This is a genomic window from Stenotrophomonas sp. GSD10 (genome assembly GCF_056172695.1).
On sequence record NZ_JAOCMC010000002.1, the window covers coordinates 1701215 to 1722396 of the forward strand.

General features: G+C 65.0%; 13 protein-coding genes and 1 pseudogene. 12 read left to right on the top strand and 2 right to left on the bottom strand.

Going from position 1 to position 21182, the window contains the following annotated elements:
* Positions 1-19: 19 nt before the first annotated feature.
* The 6 genes from N4G47_RS08145 (at position 20) to N4G47_RS08170 (ending at position 10142) form a co-directional block, all read left to right on the top strand.
* Positions 20-4537 carry an RHS repeat-associated core domain-containing protein gene (locus N4G47_RS08145; protein WP_475286369.1) on the top strand — a complete coding sequence of 1506 codons (4518 nt, stop codon included), beginning with the start codon at positions 20-22 and terminating at the stop codon, positions 4535-4537.
* 15 nt (positions 4538-4552) lie between these two features.
* Positions 4553-4951, top strand: coding sequence for an Imm12 family immunity protein (locus tag N4G47_RS08150; protein ID WP_475286372.1), 399 nt, complete (start codon positions 4553-4555; stop codon positions 4949-4951).
* A 17-nt stretch (positions 4952-4968) separates the two neighbouring features.
* Positions 4969-5439 (top strand): SMI1/KNR4 family protein, encoded by a 471-nt coding sequence (locus N4G47_RS08155; RefSeq protein ID WP_475286374.1) that lies wholly within the window; start codon positions 4969-4971, stop codon positions 5437-5439.
* A gap of 166 nt (positions 5440-5605) precedes the next feature.
* The gene (locus tag N4G47_RS08160) at positions 5606-6052 is read left to right on the top strand and encodes an SMI1/KNR4 family protein (protein WP_180864690.1); all 447 of its coding nucleotides are present in this window, start codon (positions 5606-5608) and stop codon (positions 6050-6052) included.
* 483 nt (positions 6053-6535) lie between these two features.
* The gene (locus tag N4G47_RS08165; RefSeq protein ID WP_006441081.1) at positions 6536-7123 is read left to right on the top strand and encodes a hypothetical protein; all 588 of its coding nucleotides are present in this window, start codon (positions 6536-6538) and stop codon (positions 7121-7123) included.
* Between the two features lie 100 nt (positions 7124-7223).
* Entirely contained in the window at positions 7224-10142 is a 2919-nt protein-coding gene (locus tag N4G47_RS08170) for a VIT domain-containing protein (RefSeq protein WP_475286377.1), read from the top strand.
* Between the two features lie 107 nt (positions 10143-10249).
* On the opposite strand, the gene N4G47_RS08175 is transcribed toward N4G47_RS08170, so the two are convergent.
* Complete coding sequence (locus N4G47_RS08175; RefSeq protein WP_475286379.1) at positions 10250-11518, bottom strand: acyltransferase family protein; 1269 nt, start codon at positions 11516-11518, stop codon at positions 10250-10252.
* A gap of 175 nt (positions 11519-11693) precedes the next feature.
* Between N4G47_RS08175 and N4G47_RS08180 the strand changes: the two are divergent.
* Positions 11694-12541, top strand: a pseudogene (locus N4G47_RS08180) (LytTR family DNA-binding domain-containing protein); the annotation flags it as partial.
* 44 nt (positions 12542-12585) lie between these two features.
* Here N4G47_RS08180 and N4G47_RS08185 read toward each other — a convergent pair.
* Complete coding sequence (locus N4G47_RS08185; RefSeq protein ID WP_080393032.1) at positions 12586-13326, bottom strand: M48 family metallopeptidase; 741 nt, start codon at positions 13324-13326, stop codon at positions 12586-12588.
* A 182-nt stretch (positions 13327-13508) separates the two neighbouring features.
* Here N4G47_RS08185 and prfB point away from each other — a divergent pair.
* The 5 genes from prfB to lysS all read left to right on the top strand — a co-directional run bounded on the left by prfB (position 13509) and on the right by lysS (position 20988).
* Positions 13509-14634, top strand: a protein-coding gene (prfB, locus tag N4G47_RS08190; protein WP_107232471.1) for a peptide chain release factor 2 whose coding sequence is annotated in 2 segments (ribosomal slippage) — positions 13509-13583 and positions 13585-14634 — 1125 coding nt in all. Because the reading frame shifts where the segments join, the coding sequence is not laid out codon by codon here.
* A 152-nt stretch (positions 14635-14786) separates the two neighbouring features.
* Positions 14787-15569, top strand: coding sequence for a helix-turn-helix transcriptional regulator (locus tag N4G47_RS08195; protein ID WP_475286381.1), 783 nt, complete (start codon positions 14787-14789; stop codon positions 15567-15569).
* A 604-nt stretch (positions 15570-16173) separates the two neighbouring features.
* Complete coding sequence (locus N4G47_RS08200; RefSeq protein WP_475286383.1) at positions 16174-17559, top strand: NAD-dependent succinate-semialdehyde dehydrogenase; 1386 nt, start codon at positions 16174-16176, stop codon at positions 17557-17559.
* Between the two features lie 63 nt (positions 17560-17622).
* Positions 17623-19263: an acetolactate synthase large subunit gene (locus tag N4G47_RS08205; protein WP_475286385.1), complete on the top strand. Its 1641-nt coding sequence runs from the start codon at positions 17623-17625 to the stop codon at positions 19261-19263.
* A gap of 231 nt (positions 19264-19494) precedes the next feature.
* Complete coding sequence (gene lysS / locus N4G47_RS08210) at positions 19495-20988, top strand: lysine--tRNA ligase (RefSeq protein WP_475289913.1); 1494 nt, start codon at positions 19495-19497, stop codon at positions 20986-20988.
* Positions 20989-21182: the final 194 nt, after the last annotated feature.

The window sequence follows — 21182 nt, forward strand, 5'->3', positions numbered from 1 at the left end:
AGCAACAGGGAGTGTTGCCGTGAGCATCGCCGCCAAGCATTTCGATCCGCAGCTGGGCATCGACATCCACATGTACGCGGTGCCGCCGTGCCCGCTGCCGACGCCGCATATCGGCCTGGTGCTGGATCCGTTCGACTACATTCCGTTCATCGGCTCGACCATCAAGGTCAACGGTGTCCATCGCGGCACCGCCGGTACCGGCGGCCTGGACATCCACATTCCACTGGGCGTGTGGGGACCGCCGCTGGCTGCGCCGATGGGGCCGCAGTTCGACGGCGAAGAGATCTTCATGGGCAGCCGCACGGTGTCGGCCGATGGCGAGCCGTTCTCGCGGCTGGCGATGCCGGTGCTGGACTGCAACCTGGCCGGCATGATCAATCCGTTCCGGGTGAAGAAGCCGAAGAAGCCACTGCGTGCGATGTCGCTGCCGACTGGCCTGAATGTGGCCATTCCCACCAGCGTCAAGGTGGGAGGGCCGCCGACGGTGTCATGGACCGCGCTGGCGTTCCGCGCCGCGTTCGCCGGACTGGGCAAGCTGCGCAAGAGTGCGTTTTTCCGCAAGAAGATGGATGCGTTCGCGAAGTGGCGGCGCGGCAAGTGGGGCCATCTGCCCTCCGGCTTCCTGAAATGCAAGGTGCTGCGTGCAGAGCCGGTGGATATCCGCGATGGCAGCGTGGTGGTCAGCCACCAGGACTTCGACATTCCGGGGCGGCTTTCCTTCGCCTGGCAGCGCAGTTATGGCTCGCGCCGCGCGGGCGAACCCGGCTTGTGTGGCGCCGGCTGGCAGACGCCGGCCGATATTCGCCTGGAACTGCTGGACGACGGCAGCGTGTGGTTGTCCGGTCCGGACCAGGCCGCGTTCTTCCCGGAGCTGCCACCCGCTGAAGGCGAGGCCGGGGCGATCCTCGATTTCGTCGATGGCGCGCGCCTGCTGCGGCGGCGCGGGCAATGGCAGGTGCGCTTCAAGAGTGGCCTGAAGTATGTGTTCGGTGGCGAACTGCCGGCAGGCGTGAGCGTGCTGCCGAATCCACAGTCCTGGCCGATCGAGCGCATCGAGGACGCGCACGGCAACCACTGGCGGTTCGAGCGTCGCGACGGCCATCTGGTGCGCATCGTCGAGAGTGGCATCGGTGACCTGCAAGGCCGTTTCATCGAGGTGGAGGCGCGCCACGGCCGCATCGACCGCATGGCGCTGCATGACCCGGCCACCGGCCTGGTGCATCCGCTGGTGAGCTACCGCTACAGTGCCGACGGCGATCTGCTGGCTGCAGTGGATGCGCTGGGCGCGCCGCGCACGTTTGCCTACGCGCAGCACCGCATGGTGCGGCATACCGACCGTGTCGGACTGTCGTTCCATTACGCGTTCGACGCGCAGGGCAGGGTGGTGCATTCCTGGGGCGATGGCGGCCTGTACGATTATCATTTCGAGTACGACGCGCTGCTGCGCGAGACCCGGGTAACCGACTCGCTGGGCCACCTGAGCGTGGTCAAGTTTGACGAGAACCAGCTGCCGCTGTGCGAGATCGATCCGCTCGATGGCGTGACGCTGTTCGAGTACGACGATTTCGGGCGGACCGTGGCGGTGACCGATCCGGAGGGACTCCGAACGGCGTTTGCCTATGATGCGCATGGCAACCTGATCTGCCTGACCCGCGCCGATGGCACGACGATCCAGATGGAGTACGACCTGGACGACCACATGGTGTCGTTGCGGACGCCGGATGGCGTCGACTGGCAACAGGCGTATGACGGCCAGGGCCTGCTGGTCAGCCAGACCGATCCGTTGGGTGCGACCACCCGCTTCGACTACGACGCACAGGGCCAGTTGGAGTCCCAGACCAACGCGCGCCAGGCGGTCACACGCCTGCGCTATGACCGGCATGGACTGGTCGCTGCCGTCATTGATGCGCTGGGCCACGAAAGTCGTTATGAGCATGACCCACTAGGCAACCTGCTGCGCCAGGTGGATCCGTTGGGACAGGTCAGTCGCTACGAGTACGACGCCAAGGGTCGCCTGCTCGGCACGATTGGCCCGGACGGCAGCGGCGTGCGCTGCGAGTACGATGCCGAAGATCAGCTGGTCCGCTACACCGATGAGGTGGGCGCGCAGACGCGGCTGCAGTACGTGGGCATCGGCCAGATCGGCAAGCGGCTGCAGGCAGACGGCCACAGTGTGGAGTACCGCTACGACACCGAGGAGCAGCTGGTCGCGGTCATCAACCAGCGCGGCGAAACCTACCAGCTGGTGCGCGATGCGCTGGGACGCATCGTCGAGGAGGTTGATTACTGGGGCCAGTCGCGGCGCTACAGCTACGATGCTGCCGGGCGACTGACGGCGACCCTGGATCCATTGGGTCAGCGCATCGCCTTCGCTACCGACAAGCTTGGGCGCATCACCCGCAAGACGCTGCCGGATGTGCGCCATCCTGGCCAGCAGGTACAGGAGCACTTTGCCTACGACGTGCAGGGCCAGATTGTCGAGCTGCGCAATCCGTCGCGTACAGTGAAGCGCGTGTATGACGTGCTGGGCCAGCTGCTGGAAGAGCAGCAGGATGGTTTCCGCGTGGGCTATGGCTACGATGAAGTGGGAAATGAGGTCCTGCGCGAGACATCGATGGGTAACCGGGTGGCGTTTGGCTACGATCTGCGAGACCAGGCGGTATCGGTGGCGATCAATGACGAGCCGCCGATTTCCATTGAGCGCGACGCGTTGGGTCGCACGACACGCGAGCAGCTGAGCCCGCATCTGCAGCGCGACTTCACCTATGACAGCCGCAACCTGCTGACCTCGCAGTCGATACTGAAGGATGCTGCGCCGCTGTTCGAGACTCGCTACGACTATGACCGCAGTGGCAACCTGACCCGTCGCAGCGACAGCGCACAGGGCGTGGACGAGTACCGCTACGACGCGATTGGGCGCCTGCTGCAGCACATCGACCCGAAGGGAAGGGTCGAGCGCTACTTCAACGACCCGGCCGGCGACAGGCTGCGCACCGAGGTGAAGCAGGTGCAGGCGCGCAAGGTGGTGGGCGGCGACGATGACGACCTGACCACCTGGACGCGCGAGGGCACCTACCAGGGCATGCACTACGTGTTTGACCGGGCGGGCGACCTGGTTCGCAAGGGCGTACCGCATGGGGATGTGCCGGATGACCTGACGCTGATCTGGGATGCCAACCATCGGTTGGCCGAGAGTCGCCGCAACGGGCAGTCAACGTACTACGGCTATGACCCGTTGGGACGGCGGGTGTTCAAGCGTAACCCGACGCAGACGACGTGGTTCTTCTGGGATGGCGATGCGTTGCTGGGGGAGGTGCAGCAGGCTAATGACGCCGAAGAGGCGGCGCCGGTGTGGGTGGGGAATGTGGCGAGCCTGGTGGAGGTGAGGCGCCGGCAGCGGCGGTTGGAAAAGCTGCATGAGCGAGTGCGGGAGTATGTGTACTACCCGGGTACGTTTGAACCTCTTGCACTTCTTGTGAAGCGAGCGGAGGGATGTGCTGGTGAGCTTCCAATCTCAGCGCGAACTGTGCCAGGTGGTCCAGCAAAAGTTGAGTCTGCCGACGTCCCCAGAAAAAGAGCGCCATTGATGGACTCTATTGGAGGTAAGGGGTTTGGGGCGCTGGGCCAATTCGTTCTGGGAGAGCCAACAGCTGACTTGGCAGAGATGTCAAAGGAAGGGGGCGCAGAGTACTGTTCCTCGCATGTCGCCTATCCGGCCGCAGAAGATCGCTCTGGAGAGAGTCCCGTCGCTGACGTTGAAGAGCTATCTAAGGCAACTCTGAAAGAAGATTCGACGACGGTAGCACTGCTTTACCAACTCGACCCGAATGGAGCTGCCGTTCGAATTCTGGACACGAATGGGACCCTGCATTGGCAAGCGCGATTCACGGGCCTCGGCGCTGCATTTGTCTCCGATAACTGCAAGTTAGAACAATCTCTCCGCCTGCTCGGGCAGTGCTACGACGAAGAAACCGGTCTTCATTACAACCGTCATCGCTACTACGACACTTGGATTGGCGGCTACATCTCTCAGGATCCAATCGGCTTGGATTCCGGCGTAGTAAATGTGTACGAGTTTGGTTCAAATGCGCTGTGTTTTGTCGATCCCTTAGGGCTATGGAACAAGCATCGAAAGAATGGCCAGTTTGCACGAAAGCCTGGTCCGAAGCCAAAGCTGAAACCGAGTGTTCATGGCAATTCAAAGACGTCAACTAAGCCCTCAGTTCTGTATGCGCAGTATGACGAGTCCGGTGTTTTCCAGAAGTGGGGTATCACTCAAGAAGTGGCCAATCCGAGGGCTCGATACGGGAATTCCATTCCGCGTGACTGGGACGTAATTGAGGTGGCGCGAGGGACGAGGCAAGACATGCTCAATCTTGAACGCGAGTTGACAAGTGCGCTGCCGGGACCCAGGAACTTTGAGAGCTGGGCTGGTAGCAAGCCCGGTGCAGCGCTATCCTCGGCGGCGAAGAACGCCTTGACTATGGCGGACGATTTGGCGAAGAGGCTTGCGGCTGCTTCCGGTTGTCGCAGCTAGACCTATGGAGGACAGATGGAAGTGACGTTGAGCGGAAGGTTGGGCGGGCCAGAGGTGGGGGTGAAGTTTCAACCTGAGATCGTCCAGGCACGCGCTAGATTGAAGTTCGCGTTCGCAGAGCTGTCTATTGATGGTCTGGAGACGATCGATGTTGAACTGTGGATCAGTGGCAGTTTGACAGAATATTGCCCGGAAGGGATTTCATCGTCGGTTAGATTCTCTGCCAAGAAGAAAAGTGTTCTGCTTGCTGTCTGCGTTGGAAAGGACGAGGCAATGTCCATCGATGATGATTGCGCTGCATCGGCAATTGGAGGTTGGCTGACGCGCGGTTTCGAAAGTGCAAAGCTGCCGCGCAGTGCCGGTAAGATCGATTTCTCGGGTGTTGCTGGCGCCGTGAAGCTCTGTTTCGCTTGATTGATCCAGGAGGCCTGGTGTGTCCTGATTGGAGTTCCTGTTTTGAGCGCCTTGATGAAATGATCGCTGGATCGGCGCGGGTAAGGGTGTTTCCTGGCCGTGCTGCTTCTCCGGAGCTTGTGGAGGATGCAGAGAAGGAGCTTGGCTTGGCTCTGCCCGTTTCCTACAAGGCTTGGCTAGTTGAGTTTGGCAACCTTTTTGTAGGTCCAGATCCCGTTTTCGGCCTCGCAGATGTGGAGAACCGTGACGTGGCTGATGACGACCTTGTCTACAACGCTCGCTTGGTCGAGGAGAACGGCTTTCCGCCAGAAGGCCTGATTCCGATTTTTGTTCCGGACTCGGACGAAGCCTTCTACTTCGATACACGTGAAGGATTGAAGGATGGAGAGTATCCAATTCTGCGGTACGACTACAATACCGGGGAGTTCGAGTTCTCTTCGCCATCATTCTTTGATTTCCTGATGGGCCTCGTTCGTCACTCAGCGTAGAAGGGCTTTCGGGCCTTAAGGCTTGCGCAGTCGATAGCATCTTCGGCATCGCTTCAAGTGCGGCTTGGCTGGACCCTGCTGCATTGGCCACGACCCTGTTCGGCGCCATTGAGCAGGTGCAGGACAAGGCAACGCGCTGGCTATCTTCCGACAATGAGGTGTGTTCATGTTTGATAATCTGGAGGCGCTGGTGGCGCAGCACCCGCGAGTCAAGGTGTTCCCAGGGCGCCAGGTTGAACCTGGCCTTATCCGGGAGGCCGAAGCTGAGCTGGGGATTCCATTGCCTGATTCGTACAAGGAGTGGTTGCTCAAGTATGGGAATCTGAGGGTCGGTGCTTATCCTGTCCTGACCCTTGCGCCTCGGGATGTGCGTGAAATTTCCGATAGTGATCTGATCTGCAATTTCAGACTGGATTCACGTGATGGCGACCTGCCGGGCGGGTATATCTCAATTCATCTTCCGGATGCGGATGAATCATTCTATTTCGATACCAGTAACGGGCTGATTGGCGGAGAGTATCCAGTTGTCAGGCGGGATTGGTCTGACGGATCTTATGAGCCGTTTGTCGATAGTTTTATGGGCTTTCTAGAGGAGATTGTTCGGCGGGCCTGATGTAATTTGCGATTTCGTGCGTCACAAATGAATGATGGAATTTGATGAGGTTCGATTGGGTTCCAGAGCTTGAACGTGTGATGAAATGATCGCTGGAATATCGTGCCTCAGGGTCATTCCTGGCCGCGCTGTTCCTTCACGGCTGATGGAGGATGCAGGGGAGTGCTTGGCCTGCCTCGGCCGCTGTCCCACAAGGCACGGCTAACTGAGTGTCGGCCGGTAATCGCGTAGCGTTTGGCTGCGACCTGCGGGACCAGACGGTATCGCTGGGGATCAATGACGAGTCGCCGATCTCGATGGAACGTGAAGCGCTGGGCCGCACCACGCGCGAGCAGTTGAGCCCGCATTTGCAACGCGAGTTCACCTACGACAGCCGCAATCTGCTGACCTCGCGGTCGGTACTGAAGATCGCATTGAGATCTTCGTCAGGTGCACGGTTCACGAATCTATTGGAAGGTGAACGCCCGGTTTTGAGGGCTACACGTGACTGGAAATTCGTTCTCTCGCTTCTACGATGCGGGTTCGCTGGAAGTGAGTACCAAGGTGCTTGGCGACTTTGGACTTGATCCTTTGTCCAGTGAGTTGATGTTGAAGCTCGGTTTGCCGTCAAGACTTCCTGGTGAAGTACCCGTTGTGCAGTTCGAAGCGCCGCAGATGGCCGATTTCTACGGCGAGGCGCTTCTGGTCGTGGCGCACGAGCCATGGGGAAAGGAACTGCTGCTCTGCCTTTCCGTGGCCGGAAAGGTGATTGCGGCAGGTGACGGCGGACATCAGTTCGTCAATAGTCGCCTTTCGAGCTTCCTTGGCTTTCTGGAGGCGTATGAGGTATTTCAAGCGCAGGCAACATCAAGCGATTCCATGCCGGTTGTCTACTCTCAGGCAGTAATGCAGGCCAGACTTGAGGCGTTCAAGCGAGGCGAGATTCACGCGCGTCCAGCAAGACAAGGGTTCAATCGCGATGATGCAATCAAGGCGATGGCGGCGGCATGGGGAAGGCTTGATCCTGCTGCACTTGCTGAGGGTTCATCGTGGTCCGTCGTGCTGGAGCAGCTCGAAGACGGCCTGATCTGAAGCTGCGCTGTGCGGGACGGCATCCTGAAGTCGCCCCCCATCCAACCCCATTCCCCCCAGCCACGCGTTGAACCGTCCAACCTCCCGCTGGAGCAGTCCGATGCCCCTCGTCCGCCGTGTGATTCCATCCGTACTGGCCCTGCTGCTCTGTGCTGTCGCCGGGGTTGCCCAGGCGCAGTCCAGCAAGGCCGTCCGGCCCGTCCGGTCGGTGCCACTACTGCAGGTTGCCGGCGCCGAGCAGCCCATCGCGCTGCGCCAGGCCCGCATCGAAGGCGACATCCAGGCCGGCATCGCCCAGACCCGCATCACCCTGGAATTCCACAATCCGAACCGGCGCGTGCTGGAAGGGGAGTTGCAGTTCCCGTTGGCCGAGGGCCAGCAGATCACCGGGTTTGCCCTGGATATCGGCGGCGAACTGCGCGAGGCGGTGCCGGTGCCCAAGGATCGCGGCCGCCAGGTCTTCGAGGAGATCGCCCGCCGTGGCGTCGACCCCGGCCTGCTGGAGCAGACGGCGGGCAACCAGTTCCGCCTGCGCATCTACCCGCTGCCGGCCGGTGGCAGTCGCCGCGTGCAGCTGGTGCTGCGCGAGCCGCTGGCCTTCTCGGGCCAGGGCTGGCGATGGACGCTGCCGCTGCAGTTCGCCGCAGGTGCCGCCTCCGTTGACGTCAAAGTGCAGGCGCCCGGGGCGATGACCGCGGGTACCGCACCGTTCCAGATCACGGCGGGCCAGCTGCAATGGCAGGGCCAGGGTGCGCAGCTGCCGCCACAGCTGCAATGGACCCTGCCGGCTGAAAGAAAGCCGCAGGTGCAGGTGGCGCCGTGGCAGGACGGCCACTATCTGCTGGCGCAGGTGCCGGTGCCGGCCAGCGGTACTCCCCGTACGCCGCCGAGCGAGGTCGGCCTGCTGTGGGATGGCTCGGGTTCCTCCGGCCGGCGCGACCGCGCGCGTGAGTTCGCGTTGCTGGATCGCTACTTCGCCGCGATGGGCAATGGCACGGTCGCGTTGACTGTGCTGCGCGACCGTGCCGAGCCGGTGCGCCGCTTCCGTATCCGCGCAGGCAACTGGAGCGAGCTGCGCGCGGCTTTGCAGGCGGTGCGCCCGGACGGTGCCAGTGCGCTGGCCCAGTGGCAGCCGCAGCAGAGCGTGAAGGAGTACCTGCTGGTCAGCGACGGCCTGCTGACCTACGGGCCGGAACAGCTGCCAGCGATGGCGCCGGATCAGCGCCTGTTTGCCGTCAGCAGCGCCGGTGCCCGCACCGACAGCACGCGCCTGCGCAGCTGGAGTGAAGCGCACGGTGGCCGCTTCGTCGCCCTGGAAGCCGACGTCGATGCCGCCGCGCGTGCACTCCTGTCTTCGCCGCTGGATGTACAGGTGGACGCGGGGCGTGGCGTGCAGGACGTGGTGATTGATCGTCGCAGCGAAGCCGAAGGCTGGCTGTGGCTGCACGCGCGGCTGGCGGCGGACGGTGTGCCGATGCGGGTGCGCGTTGGTGGTGGTGAGTGGCTGGCGCTGCCGGCCACGCAGAAGAGCGACGACGGTGAACTGCTCGCCGGTTTGTGGGCGCAGGCGCGCCTGCAGCAGCTGGCGGCCGACCGTCGCGGCAACCGCGAGGCGATGCAGCGCCTGTCGCAGCAGTTCGGCCTGGTCGGGCCGGATACCTCGCTGATCGTGCTGGAAACGCTGGAGGATTACCTGCGCTACGCGATCCGTCCGGCGGGCAAGCTGCGCGCCGAGTACGACGCCCGCTTCGCGCGCCAGGTGAGCGACCGCGCCGCTGCCGATCGCCGGCGTCTGGACGAGGTGGCCGCACGCTGGAAGGAGCGCCAGCAGTGGTGGAGCCGCAGCTGGCCGAAGGATGCGCCGCCGCAGTTGAAGGGCAGGGCGCTGGAAGTGGCGTCTGCAGATGCTGCGATGGAATCGGCGCCGGTGGCGATGCTGGCGGCACCTTCTCCGGCGGCCCCGCCTGCACCGATGGCAGCGGCAGCCGAGCAGCGCAGGGAGGCCAGCAGCGCACGCGCGCGCCGCTCCGTGTCCGCGGCGAACCAGACGCTCGACGCGGTGGTGGTCACCGGTTCGGCCATCGATCAAGCCGGGCCCGCCAACGAGGGCGAGCTCGGCATCCAGCTGGCCGCATGGCAGCCGGATTCGGCCATCGCCCGGCGCCTGCGCCAAGGGCCATCCGCGCAGCTGTACAACCGCTACCTGGCCGAGCGCGATGCGCATGCCGACAGCAGTGCGTTCTTCCTGGATGTGGCCGATCTGCTGCTGGAACAGGGCCAGCGCGAGCTGGCGCTGCGTGTACTGTCGAACCTGGCCGAGATGGACCTGGACAACCGCCACCTGCTGCGCGTGCTCGGCTACCGGCTGATACAGGCCGATGCGCCTGCGCTGGCGGTGCCGGTGTTCGAGCAGGTGCTGGCGATGGGCCAGGAAGAACCGCAGAGTTTCCGTGACCTCGGCCTGGCGCTGGCCGCCGCCGGGAAGCCGCAGCTGGCGCTGGCGCCGCTGTACCAGGTGGTGGTGCGGCCGTGGGACAGCCGCTTTGATGGCATCGCGCTGATCGCGCTGGATGAGCTGACCCATCTGGTTGCACGCAGCACGCCCAGGCTCGACACCCGCAGCATCGACCCGCGCCTGTTGCAGGCGATGCCACTGGACCTGCGCGTGGTGTTGTCGTGGGATGCCGACAACAGCGACATGGACCTGTGGGTGACCGACCCGAATGGCGAGCGTGCGTACTACGGCAACCGCCTGACCTACCAGGGCGGGCAGATGTCGCAGGATTTCACCGGCGGCTATGGGCCCGAGCAGTTCTCGCTGCGCAACGCCAAGCCCGGCAGGTACAAGGTGGAAGCCAACTATTTCGGCAGCCGCCAGCAGCTGGTGACCGGTGCGACCACGCTGATGCTGCGCCTGACCACCCATTGGGGCACGCAGAAGCAGAAGGACCAGATGGTGACGATGCGGCTGAAGGACCGCGCCGAGACCGTACTGGTCGGCGAGTTCGAAGTGAAGTAGCGCCACGCCATGCGTGGCTGCCCAGGCCGCAATGCTGTAGAGCCGAGCCCATGCTCGGCTCACCCCAGAAGCAGCCGAGCATCGGAGCCGCCGTTGAGGACAGCGGTTCATCGGTTCATCGGTGGGTCGCGCCCAACCCATGCGCTGCGCATGGCAGGGGCAGCCGGGCAGGGACTCGGCTCTACATCAGCGTGACGCTCGCTGCGCCGTTGCGGATCGGCTTTCAGTCCGAACAGCGGCCGCAACCAGCGCGTGCGGCGGATCAGCAGTTCGTGGATCAACAGGCAGCCAGCCACCGTGCCGCCCAGCAGCAGGGTCGGCTCCAGCCACGGCCCCAGCTGCAGCGGCTTGAGCCAGAACAACAGCGCGATGATCAGGCTCTGGTGCAGCATGTACCAGGGGTAGATCGCCTCGGTGCAGTACGGCAGCCAGCGGAACGGATGGTCGAGCAGCACCTTGCCCCAGCCGAGGATGGCCAGCAGCGCGGTCCACACATACAGCGACTGGGTGGTCCTGACCTGCAGATCCCAGAACGGTTCGGGCCACTGCCTCAGCGGTGAATCGTCCGGCAGCAGCTGGCCGAGGATGCGCAGGCCCATGTACCCGCCCACCGCCGTCAGGGCCAGCCACAGCGTGGTGCGGCGCAGGGCGACCACTCGTTCCCAGAACATCGGCTCGCGCGCCAGCAGGTAGCCGGCCAGGAACACCGTGGCGTACTTGGCGTGCTGGTACCAGTCGCCCATCAGCGCATTGGTGGAGGGGTAGATCGGCTCCAGCCAGACCACCCAGGCCAGCAACAGGGCGAACGGAATGCCGATCAGCAGGGTCGGCGAGGCGGCCACGCCGGCCACGACCCTGCGCACCACTGCCAGTCCCAGCGCCGGCATCAACAGCGCCAGCGCCAGCGTGTAGTTCCACAGGTAGGCCAGGTACCACAGATGGTTCCAGGTGATGCCGTACTGCCAGCCGGCAAAGCTGCCTTCCGGCCATGGCTGCACCTGCCAGTAGCGCAGCAGGAAGTGGCCGAAGCCTGGTGCCTCGTGGCCGTTGGCAACGCCCTCGCAATAGGGCTGGATCGGCACGATCACGAACATGCCGAACAGCAGCGGCAGCAGCAGCCGCCAGGTGCGCAGGCCGGCGAAGCGCAGCAGCTTTCCTTCCGGGCGCATCAGCGCAATGGCGATACCCGAGATCAGGAACAGCAGCGACATCCGCCAGCGGTTGAAGAACAGCATCGGCCATTGCAGCCATTCGGCGGTATGCACGCTCTTGAGGTGGAAGCCCCAGTCGTCCACGTAGGCCATGCCGGTGTGGTAGAGGATCAGCAGCGCGAAGGCGAACACGCGCAGGGCGTCGATGTCGTGGCGTCGGGTCATGGTCGGGCCAGGCCGGGAGGTCGTGCCAATCTCGCCCTCATCGGTGGGTCGGGCCATCGCCAGGGGCCTGCCGGCGCCCGTGCAGTGACCAATGGCGGGCGTGATGGGACCAATGGAGCGGCTACCCTCGGTCCCTTCAGGCAGGCTGGAGAGCCACCCCACCATGGAAGCTGCAATGGCCCCGGGCCGTCCTCCGCGCTGGCGCACGTCCACCCGCCTGCTGCTGTGGGCCGCGATCCTGTCGGCCTCGGCAGTGACCAATGCGCTGGTCGAGGTGATGGACGCCGCGCGCCGGGGGCCGATCTCGGGCTGTGGGAGCCGATGATCTGGGAATTCAGCAGCCTCAGCATGATCCTGTTGACCCTGCCGCTGCTGTGGTGGGGCTGCGAGCGCTGGCCGCTGCATGCCGATACCTGGACGCGGCGTTTGCCGATGTATCTGCTGGCCAGCGTGGGTTGGTCGCTGCTGCACGTGGTGGGCATGATGCTGGTGCGGCATCTGGCCTATGCAGCGCTGGGCTACCGTTACCAGGACGATGCCGGCTGGTTGGAGCGTCTTGCCTACGAATACCTGAAGGATGTGCGCACGTTCGCGCTGTTCGTGGCGCTGGAGCACTTCGCCAGCTGGTTCGGCCGGCGCCGGCAGGGTGAGGCGAGCCTGCTGGCCGAGCCCGATGTGGGCCCGCCGGTGGAGCCGGTCGAGCGTCCGCAGCATTTCCTGGTGCGCAAGCTGGGCAAGGAGTTCCTGGTCGCCACCGGAGATGTGGAATACGCCCAGGCCGCAGGCAATTATGTGAACCTGCGTGTGCGCGGGCATGACTACCCGCTGCGGATCACCATGGCGGTGCTGGAGCAGCGGCTGGACCCGGCGCTGTTCCTGCGGCCGCACCGCAGCTGGCTGATCAACCGCGACCAGCTGCGCTCCATCGAGCCGCTGGACGGGGGCGAAGCCCTGCTCCACATGGCCGATGGCGTCAAAGTGCCGTGCAGTAGGCGACAGCTGCCGCTGCTGCGCCAGGCCCTGGCGGGGTCTGAGCGGGCGGACCGGTCGGCCCGCCCGCGCAGGGATTACTTCTTGTCCTTCTTGATCATCGCGTCGATGCGCGCGGCACGGGCTTCCGAGCCCGGGTGCGAGGACATCAGGCCACCGTCGCTGGACAGCTTGCGGAACATGCTGGCCAGGGCGGCCGGGTCGTAGCTGTGGCGCTTCATGAACTGGTAGCCGTACTCATCGGCGGCGCTCTCTTCCTTCTGCGAGAACTGCGCGTTGATGAAGCCCTCGGCCAGTTCGCCCAGCTGGCCCTGGCTGAGCTGGGTCAGGTTGCCGTTGCCCGAGGCCGCCAGGCCTTCACGGCCGGCCGAAGCGAGCAGGGCGGTGCGCATCTTGGTCTTGCTGTGGCCGAGCTTCACGTGGCCGATTTCGTGGCCGATCACGCCACGCACTTCGTCATCGCTGGCCATGTCCATCAGGCCGGTGTAGACGCGGACGCAGCCGTTGGCCATGGCCCAGGCATTGACGTCGGCGGTGCGGTAGACCTTGAAGTTCAGGTTCAGGCCGTCCTCGTTGGACAGGCCCTGGGTGATCTTGGCCAGGCGCTGGGCGTAGGGATCGTTGCCGGTGACCACCTGGTTGTCCTTGTCCATGTAGGCACAGGCCTGGTCGGCGGCGGCCGAGACTTCCGCGTCGGACAGGGTCAGCGCCTTGCCGGCCTTCAGGCCGGTGCTGGTCAGGCCCTTCAGGTCGATGGCCGAGGCATTGGCGGCCAGCAGGCAGGCGGCCAGGCACAGGGTGGAACGCATGATCGTCATTGAATTGGTGCTCCTTGGGTTGGGAATGACCGCGTGGCCCCTGTTCCCGCGGCGGTCGGGAAGTCTACCGGCATCGTGCCGGCCCGTGTCCAGCGGTCGGCCCGGCCGCGCCGGCGTGCCTCGCCGGGGCAGGGCGGCTGCGGTATCATTGGCAGTCATCTTTTGATTGCATAACCGCCGACATGATCGAATTGAATCCTGTCCGCCAGCGCATCACCGATCTGACCGATCGCGTGCTGTCGCTCCGGGGGTATCTTTGACTACGACGCCAAGAAAGAGCGTCTTGAAGAAGTAACGCGGGAGCTGGAAAGCCCCGACGTCTGGAACAACGCCGAGTACGCGCAGAATCTGGGGCGCGAGCGCTCGAGCCTGGAGAAGACCGTGGGCGGCATCGCCTCGGTGCTCGACGGCCTGACCGATGCGACCGAACTGCTGGAGCTGGCCGAGTCCGAGCAGGACGAAGAGACCGCGCTGGCGGTGGTCGCCGACCTGGACAAGCACCAGGCGCACGTGGAGAAGCTGGAGTTCCAGCGCATGTTCTCCGGCGAGATGGACAATGCGGCGGCCTTCGTCGACATCCAGGCCGGTGCCGGTGGCACCGAAGCCCAGGACTGGGCCGAAATCCTGCTGCGCATGTACCTGCGCTGGTGCGAATCGCGCGGTTGGAAGACCGAGCTGATGGAAGTGTCCGGTGGCGATGTCGCCGGCATCAAGTCGGCCACCCTGCGCGTGGAAGGCGACTACGCCTATGGCTGGCTGAAGACCGAGACCGGCGTGCACCGCCTGGTGCGCAAGTCGCCGTTCGACTCGGACAACCGCCGCCACACCAGCTTCACCTCGGTGTTCGTGTCGCCGGAAATCGATGACAACATCGATATCACCATCAACCCGGCCGACCTGCGCACCGACGTGTACCGTTCCTCCGGTGCCGGTGGCCAGCACGTGAACAAGACCGAGTCGGCGGTGCGTATCACCCACATCCCGACCAACATCGTTGTGGCCTGCCAGACCGGCCGCAGCCAGCACCAGAACCGCGACAACGCGATGAAGATGCTGGCCGCCAAGCTGTACGAGCTGGAGATCCAGAAGCGCAACGCCGAAAAGGATGCGGTGGAAGCCACCAAGTCCGACATCGGCTGGGGCAGCCAGATCCGCAACTACGTGCTCGACCAGAGCCGGATCAAGGACCTGCGCACCGGCATCGAACGTTCGGACACGCAGAAGGTGCTCGACGGTGACCTGGACGAGTTCGTCGAGGCCAGCCTGAAGGCGGGCCTGGCCGTGGGCTCCAAGCGCCTCGATGCCTGACCGGCGCGCCTGCGCGGATATCATCACCCTCGTGCGCAACGCCGAGGGTGGCTGATCCGGCTTTCTGTAGAGCCAAGCCATGCTTGGCTGCCTTTTGCGGGTAGCAGATCCGTCGAGCGTGGCTCGACGCTACAACACGTGCGGCGGTAGCGATGATGCGCAGCGAAGGTGAACGCAAGGAACTGGGCGGCTTCCTCAAGGCCTGCCGCGCCCGTGTCGACCCCGCCACGCTCGGCCTTCCAGCTGGGCGCCGGCGTACCCCGGGGCTGAAGCGCGAGGAAGTCGCGCTGGCCATCGGCGTCAGCGTCAGCTGGTACACCTGGATCGAGCAGGGCCGTGAAGTACGCGCCTCGCCGGAAGTGCTCGAGCGCCTGGCCAAGGTGCTGCGGCTGAGCGATGACGAGCGCGCCTACGCCTTTGCGCTGTCCGGTTACGGCGTGCCGCTGGAGTCGCCGGACGAGAGCGTGACCGACGGCCTGCGCCAGCTGGTGGAAGCGATGCAGCCGATCCCGGCCTACGTGCGCAACACCCGTTTTGACATCCTGGCCTGGAACCCGGCCATCGCCGAGTTGTTCGTGGACTACAGCCAGCTGGCGCCGCACGAGCGCAACACGCTGCGGCTGATGTTCCTGTACCCGCCATACCGCACCCTGATCCTCAACTGGGAAGAAATGACCCGCGGGCTGCTGGCCGGTTTCCGTGCAGCGATGGCGCAGGCGCCGGACAAGGCGCCGTTCCTGGCGCTGGCCGAGGATATTGCCGCGCACAGCGAGGAATTCCGCCAGTGGTGGCCGGAGCACGACGTGCGTCGCTTCGACGAAGGAGCGAAGAAGCTGAACCATCCCACGCGCGGGGTGCTGGATCTGCAATACGTGGCGCTGGTGCCGGAGAGCCGGCACGACCTGTCACTGGTGACCTACCTGCCGCGTAGGTAGGTTGGTCGGCAGGGCTTGCAGCCCTGCACCTGCTCAATGCAACGGCAACGGCCAAAGCCAGAGCGGGATTCCGTGGGTTGGCGGGGCGGTGTCGGAGTGCGGGGACGCCGCAAGTACGTCCGTGTAGGCTTGGCAGCCGCATCCATGCGGCTGACACCCCGCACTCCGACACCGCCCCACCCTCGACAGGTTCACGTGGCTGTAGGTAGGTGTCGACCTTGGTCGACACATCTGTCAGATATCGAAATTCATCTGAAGTTGGATCCATTCCAACAGATCGCGGAAATCTGTCGAAGGCGGGGTGGGTCCGGTTGCGGGAGTGTCCGCGGCATGGATGCCGCGGCCAAGCCCCCAAGGACGGGTTTACGGCGTCTCCCGCAACCGGACCCACCCCGCCATCCCACGGATAGCCCGCTGTTGCTGTTGCTTCGGCTGTTGCCGTTGCCTCTGCGGGTGCAGGGCGCAGCCCTGCCAAGAGCCCCCATTCAGGCAGGTAAGTGCAGGTCACAGGATAAGCAGACGCCTTGTTGCCTTCATCAAACGGGTCCACATTCCTGTGCAGGAGACGGGCCACCGCCCGTTGTCGAGACACCAGGAGACCAGCATGTCCGCTGCCCCCAGCACCGCCATTTCCCGCGATCCGGCCACCGGCCAGCAGATCGCCAGCCATCCCTTCGCCTCCGACGCCGAACTGGAAGCATTGCTCGATCGCGGCCAGGCCGGGTTCGCCGCCTGGAGCGGCCAGAGCCTTGAGCAGCGGGCGGGCGTGCTGCGCGCGATGGCGGCCGTGCTGCGTCGTGACCGCGAGAAACTGGCCGCGCTGGCCACCGCCGAAATGGGCAAGGTCCAGGCCGAAGCGCTGGCCGAGATCGAGAAGTGCGCCGTGCTGTGCGACTGGTACGCCGACCACGGCGCGCCATTCCTGCGCGACGAGCCGACCCAGGTGCCTGACGACAAGGCCTACGTGTCCTACCTGCCGCTGGGCGTGGTGCTGGGCATCATGCCGTGGAATTTCCCGTACTGGCAGGTGATGCGCGCGGCGGTGCCGATCCTGATGGGCGGCAACGGCTTCCTGCTCAAGCCGGCCGAGAACATCGTCGGCACCGCGCAGCTGCTCGATGCCGCCTGGCGTGATGCCGGGCTGCCGGAGGGCACCTTCATCGCCGCCAACATCAGCCGCGAGGGCACCAGCCGCGCGATCGCCGATGACCGCATCGCGGCGGTGACCCTGACCGGCAGCGTGGCCGCAGGCCGCAGCATCGCCGCCCAGGCCGGGCAGGCGCTGAAGAAGGTGGTGCTGGAGCTGGGCGGCTCGGATCCGTTCATCGTGCTGGCCGATGCCGACCTGGATGCTGCGGTCGACGCGGCCGTGGCTTCGCGCTTCCAGAACACCGGGCAGGTCTGCATCGCCGGCAAGCGCATCATCGTCGAAGACGCGGTCTACGACCGTTTCGTGGCGCAGTTCTGCCAGAAGGTGCAGGCACTGACCATCGGCGACGGCCGCGATCCGGGTAACCGCATTGGCCCGATGGCACGCCAGGACCTGCTCGAACAGCTCGATGCGCAGGTGCGCGCGTCGGTGGACGCCGGTGCGCAGCTGCTGGTCGGCGGTCATCAGCTGGACCGGCCGGGTGCGTTCTATGCGCCCACCGTGCTGGCGGGGGTGGAGCCGGGCATGCAGGCCTTCGACACCGAAACCTTCGGTCCGGTAGCCTCGATCAGCCGCGCCCGCGACGCCGACCACGCGGTGGAACTGGCCAACCAGAGCGAGTTTGGCCTCAGTGGCAACCTGTGGAGTGGCGACCGCGCCCGCGCGATGCAGCTGGCGCGCCGGCTGCAGACCGGCGGCGTGTTCGTCAACGGCTTCTCGGCCTCCGACCCGCGTGTGCCGATCGGCGGGGTGAAGAAGAGCGGTTTCGGTCGCGAACTCTCGCACTTCGGCATCCGCGAATTCGTCAACGCGCAGACGGTGTGGTTCGACAAGCGTTGACGCGCGCCTTCCATCCTTCCTGCAACGATCCACCATCAGTCCAGCGAAAAGGACGACATTCCCATGTCCAAGGGTTCAGACCTGCTCGTCGCCGCACTTGAGAACGAAGGCGTCGAGCGTATTTTCGGCATCCCCGGCGAGGAGAACCTCGACGTGGTCGAGTCCCTGCGCCATTCCAGCATCGAGCTGGTGATCACCCGCCACGAGCAGGCGGCGGTGTTCATGGCCGCCACCTACGGCCGGCTGACCGGCAAGCCCGGCGTATGCCTGGCCACGCTCGGTCCGGGCGCGCTCAACTTCACCACCGGCGCGGCCTATGCGCTGCTCGGTGCGTGGCCGGTGATCATGATCACCGGGCAGAAAGGCATCGTCGCCAGCAAGCAGGCGCGCTTCCAGATCGTGGACATCGTCAGCACGATGAAGCCGCTGACCAAGCAGGCACGCCAGATCGTCTCGGCGCGCACCATCCCGACCATCGTGCGCGAGGCCTTCCGCGTCGCCCAGGAAGAGCGCCCCGGCCCGGTGCTGCTGGAGCTGCCCGAAGACATCGCCGCCGATGAGGTGGAGGGTGTGGCACTGATTCCGCCGCATGCGGTGGATCGGCCGATTGCCAGCCCGGAGGCGCTGGATCGCGCGGCGCAGATCATCCGCACTGCCAAGCGGCCGCTGCTGATGATCGCCTCGGCCGCCTCACGGCCGCAGTCCAGCGAGGCGCTGTCGGCGTTCGTATTGCGCGCCGGCATTCCGTTCTTCACCACGCAGATGGGCAAGGGCGCGGTGGCCGGCGGCTCGGGGCTGTACATGGGCACCGCCGCGCTGACCGAGCGCGACTACGTGCACATGGCCATCGATCAGGCCGACGTGATCGTGACCATCGGCCACGAGGTCACCGAGAAGCCGCCATTCGTGATGCGCCCGGGTGGGCCGACCGTGATCCACATCGGCTACTCACAGGCGGCGGTGGAGCAGGTGTACTTCCCGCAGGTGGAGGTGATCGGCGATATCGGCCGTTCGCTGACCCAGCTGGCCGATCGCATTGAAGGCGCGGTGCCGAACGCCGATGCGCTGCTGCCGCTGCGCGCGACGATCCTGGAGCATCTGGCCGACCGTGCCGAGGAGGCCGGTTTCACCCCGCAGCGGCTGGTGCACGACGTGCGCCAGGTGATGCCGCCGGACGGCATCGTGGCGCTGGACAACGGCATGTACAAGATCTGGTTTGCGCGCAACTATCGCACCCAGGTGGCCAACACGCTGCTGCTGGACAACGCGCTGGCGACCATGGGCGCGGGCCTGCCGTCGGCGATCATGGCCTCGATCCTGTACCCGCAGCGGCGGGTGCTGGCGGTGTGCGGCGACGGCGGGTTCATGATGAACAGCCAGGAGCTGGAGACCGCGCGCCGGCTCGGCCTGAACCTGGTGGTGCTGATCCTCAACGATGGTGCCTACGGGATGATCCGCTGGAAGCAGGCGGTGGATGGCTTCACCGACTACGGCATGACCTTCAGCAACCCGGATTTCGTCAAGTACGCTGAAGCCTATGGCTGCAAGGGGCATGAGGTGACTGCCATCGAGCAGTTCATCCCGACCCTGGAGGCGGCGTTCAACGAGGGTGGGGTGCACCTGGTGTCGGTGCCGATCGACTATTCGGAAAACCAGCGGGTGCTGGTGGACGAACTGCGGCAGGCGTTCCCGGGGAACGGCTGACGGTCGCCGGCGCGCCATCGGGCGGGGCGCGCCCGCGATCTGGCCCCCGCGATCTGGTAGGTGTCGACCTTGGTCGACACACGGAACGCCAACCAAGGTTGGCGGCTACCCGGCGGTGGGGCCGGCCCGGGGCCGGGGCAGGGTGGTTTTGGTATGCTGGGCAACCGGCTGTGCCGGGCGCAGCATCCCCCTCACTACACGATTCCCGCAGATCCATGAGCGAAGCTACCGATACCCCCCGTCGACGAAAACAAGTTGATCGCCGAGCGCCGTGAGAAACTCAAAGCGCTGCGTGGGCAGGGCATCGCGTACCCGAACGACTTCCGTCGCGAGGACTTCGCCGGCCGCCTGCAGGAAGAATTCGCCGATGCCGAGCAGTGGACCGCCGAGGCCCTGGAAGGCAACGGCCGGCAGGTGAAGATGGCGGGCCGCCTGATGGCCAAGCGCATCATGGGCAAGGCCAGCTTCGCGCAGATCCAGGACGAGTCCGGCCGCATCCAGCTGTTCCTGCAGGGCGCCGCGCTGGGCGATGCCTACACCGCCTTCAAGGGCTGGGACGTGGGCGACATCATCGCCGTCGAAGGTGGCCTGACCCGCACCAAGACCGGCGAGCTGTCGGTGAAGGCCGAGTCGATCCGCCTGCTGACCAAGTCGCTGCGTCCGCTGCCGGACAAGTGGCACGGCCTGGCCGACGTCGAGCAGCGTTACCGCCAGCGTTACGTCGATCTGATCGTGACCCCGGAATCGCGCGCGGTCTTCATCAAGCGCTCCAAGATCATCCGCGCCATGCGCGCGTGGCTGGACAACCGCGACTTCCTGGAAGTCGAAACGCCGATGATGCATTACATCCCCGGCGGCGCGGCGGCCAAGCCGTTCACCACCCACCACAACGCGCTGGACCTGGACCTGTACCTGCGCGTGGCGCCGGAGCTGTACCTCAAGCGCCTGACCGTGGGTGGCCTGGAGCGGGTGTACGAGATCAACCGCAACTTCCGCAACGAAGGTGTCAGCACCCGCCACAACCCGGAATTCACCATGATGGAGCTGTACGAGGCCTATGCCACGTACAACGAGATCATGGACCTGACCGAGGGCGTGATCCGCGATGTGGCGCAGACCGTCAACGGTGGCACCGAAGTGGAATGGGACGGTGCGAAGATCGACCTGGGCCCGGCGTTCCGCCGCTGGCGCATGGACGAGGCGGTGCGCCACCACAATCCGGAAATCTCCGCCGCCGACTGCACCGACCGCGAGGCGCTGCTGCGCCATTGCGAGCGCTTGAAGATCCGCGTCAAGCCGTCCTACGGCTGGGGCAAGCTGCTGCTGGAGATCTTCGAAGCCACCGTCGAGCACACCCTGATCCAGCCGACCTTCATCACCGACCACCCGGTGGAGGTCTCGCCGCTGGCCCGCGCCAACGACAATGACCCGGGCTATACCGACCGCTTCGAGCTGTTCGTCAACGGCAAGGAGCTGGCCAACGGCTTCTCCGAGCTGAACGACCCGGAAGACCAGGCCCAGCGTTTCCAGGCCCAGGTGGCCGCGAAGGAAGGCGGTGACGACGAGGCGATGCACTACGATGCCGACTACATCCGTGCGCTGGAGTACGGCATGGCCCCGACCGGCGGCCTGGGCATCGGCGTGGACCGCCTGGTGATGCTGCTGACCGGCAGCAGTTCGATCCGCGACGTACTGCTGTTCCCGTACATGCGTCCGGAGCAGTAAGACGTCTTTCTGACGCCCGTTTGTGCGCGCCGTCGCGAAATGAGACGGCGCGATTGACGCCTATCGCACTAGGCGTATCGTTATTGCACTACCTTGACGTCCCGTATGGCTTGATCGGCGTCGGGGAGGGCACGGTGCGGAGAGCCCGCTTCACGCCGTGATGACGATCATGAACCGGGACGCATGACACGGGA

Coding starts and splice junctions, on each gene's coding strand:
- N4G47_RS08150 (WP_475286372.1), top strand. CDS start 4,553: ATGGAAGTGACGTTGAGCGGAAGGTTGGGCGGGCCAGAGGTGGGGGTG.
- N4G47_RS08160 (WP_180864690.1), top strand. CDS start 5,606: ATGTTTGATAATCTGGAGGCGCTGGTGGCGCAGCACCCGCGAGTCAAG.
- N4G47_RS08170 (WP_475286377.1), top strand. CDS start 7,224: ATGCCCCTCGTCCGCCGTGTGATTCCATCCGTACTGGCCCTGCTGCTC.
- N4G47_RS08175 (WP_475286379.1), bottom strand. CDS start 11,518: ATGACCCGACGCCACGACATCGACGCCCTGCGCGTGTTCGCCTTCGCG.
- N4G47_RS08185 (WP_080393032.1), bottom strand. CDS start 13,326: ATGACGATCATGCGTTCCACCCTGTGCCTGGCCGCCTGCCTGCTGGCC.
- N4G47_RS08195 (WP_475286381.1), top strand. CDS start 14,787: ATGATGCGCAGCGAAGGTGAACGCAAGGAACTGGGCGGCTTCCTCAAG.
- N4G47_RS08200 (WP_475286383.1), top strand. CDS start 16,174: ATGTCCGCTGCCCCCAGCACCGCCATTTCCCGCGATCCGGCCACCGGC.
- N4G47_RS08205 (WP_475286385.1), top strand. CDS start 17,623: ATGTCCAAGGGTTCAGACCTGCTCGTCGCCGCACTTGAGAACGAAGGC.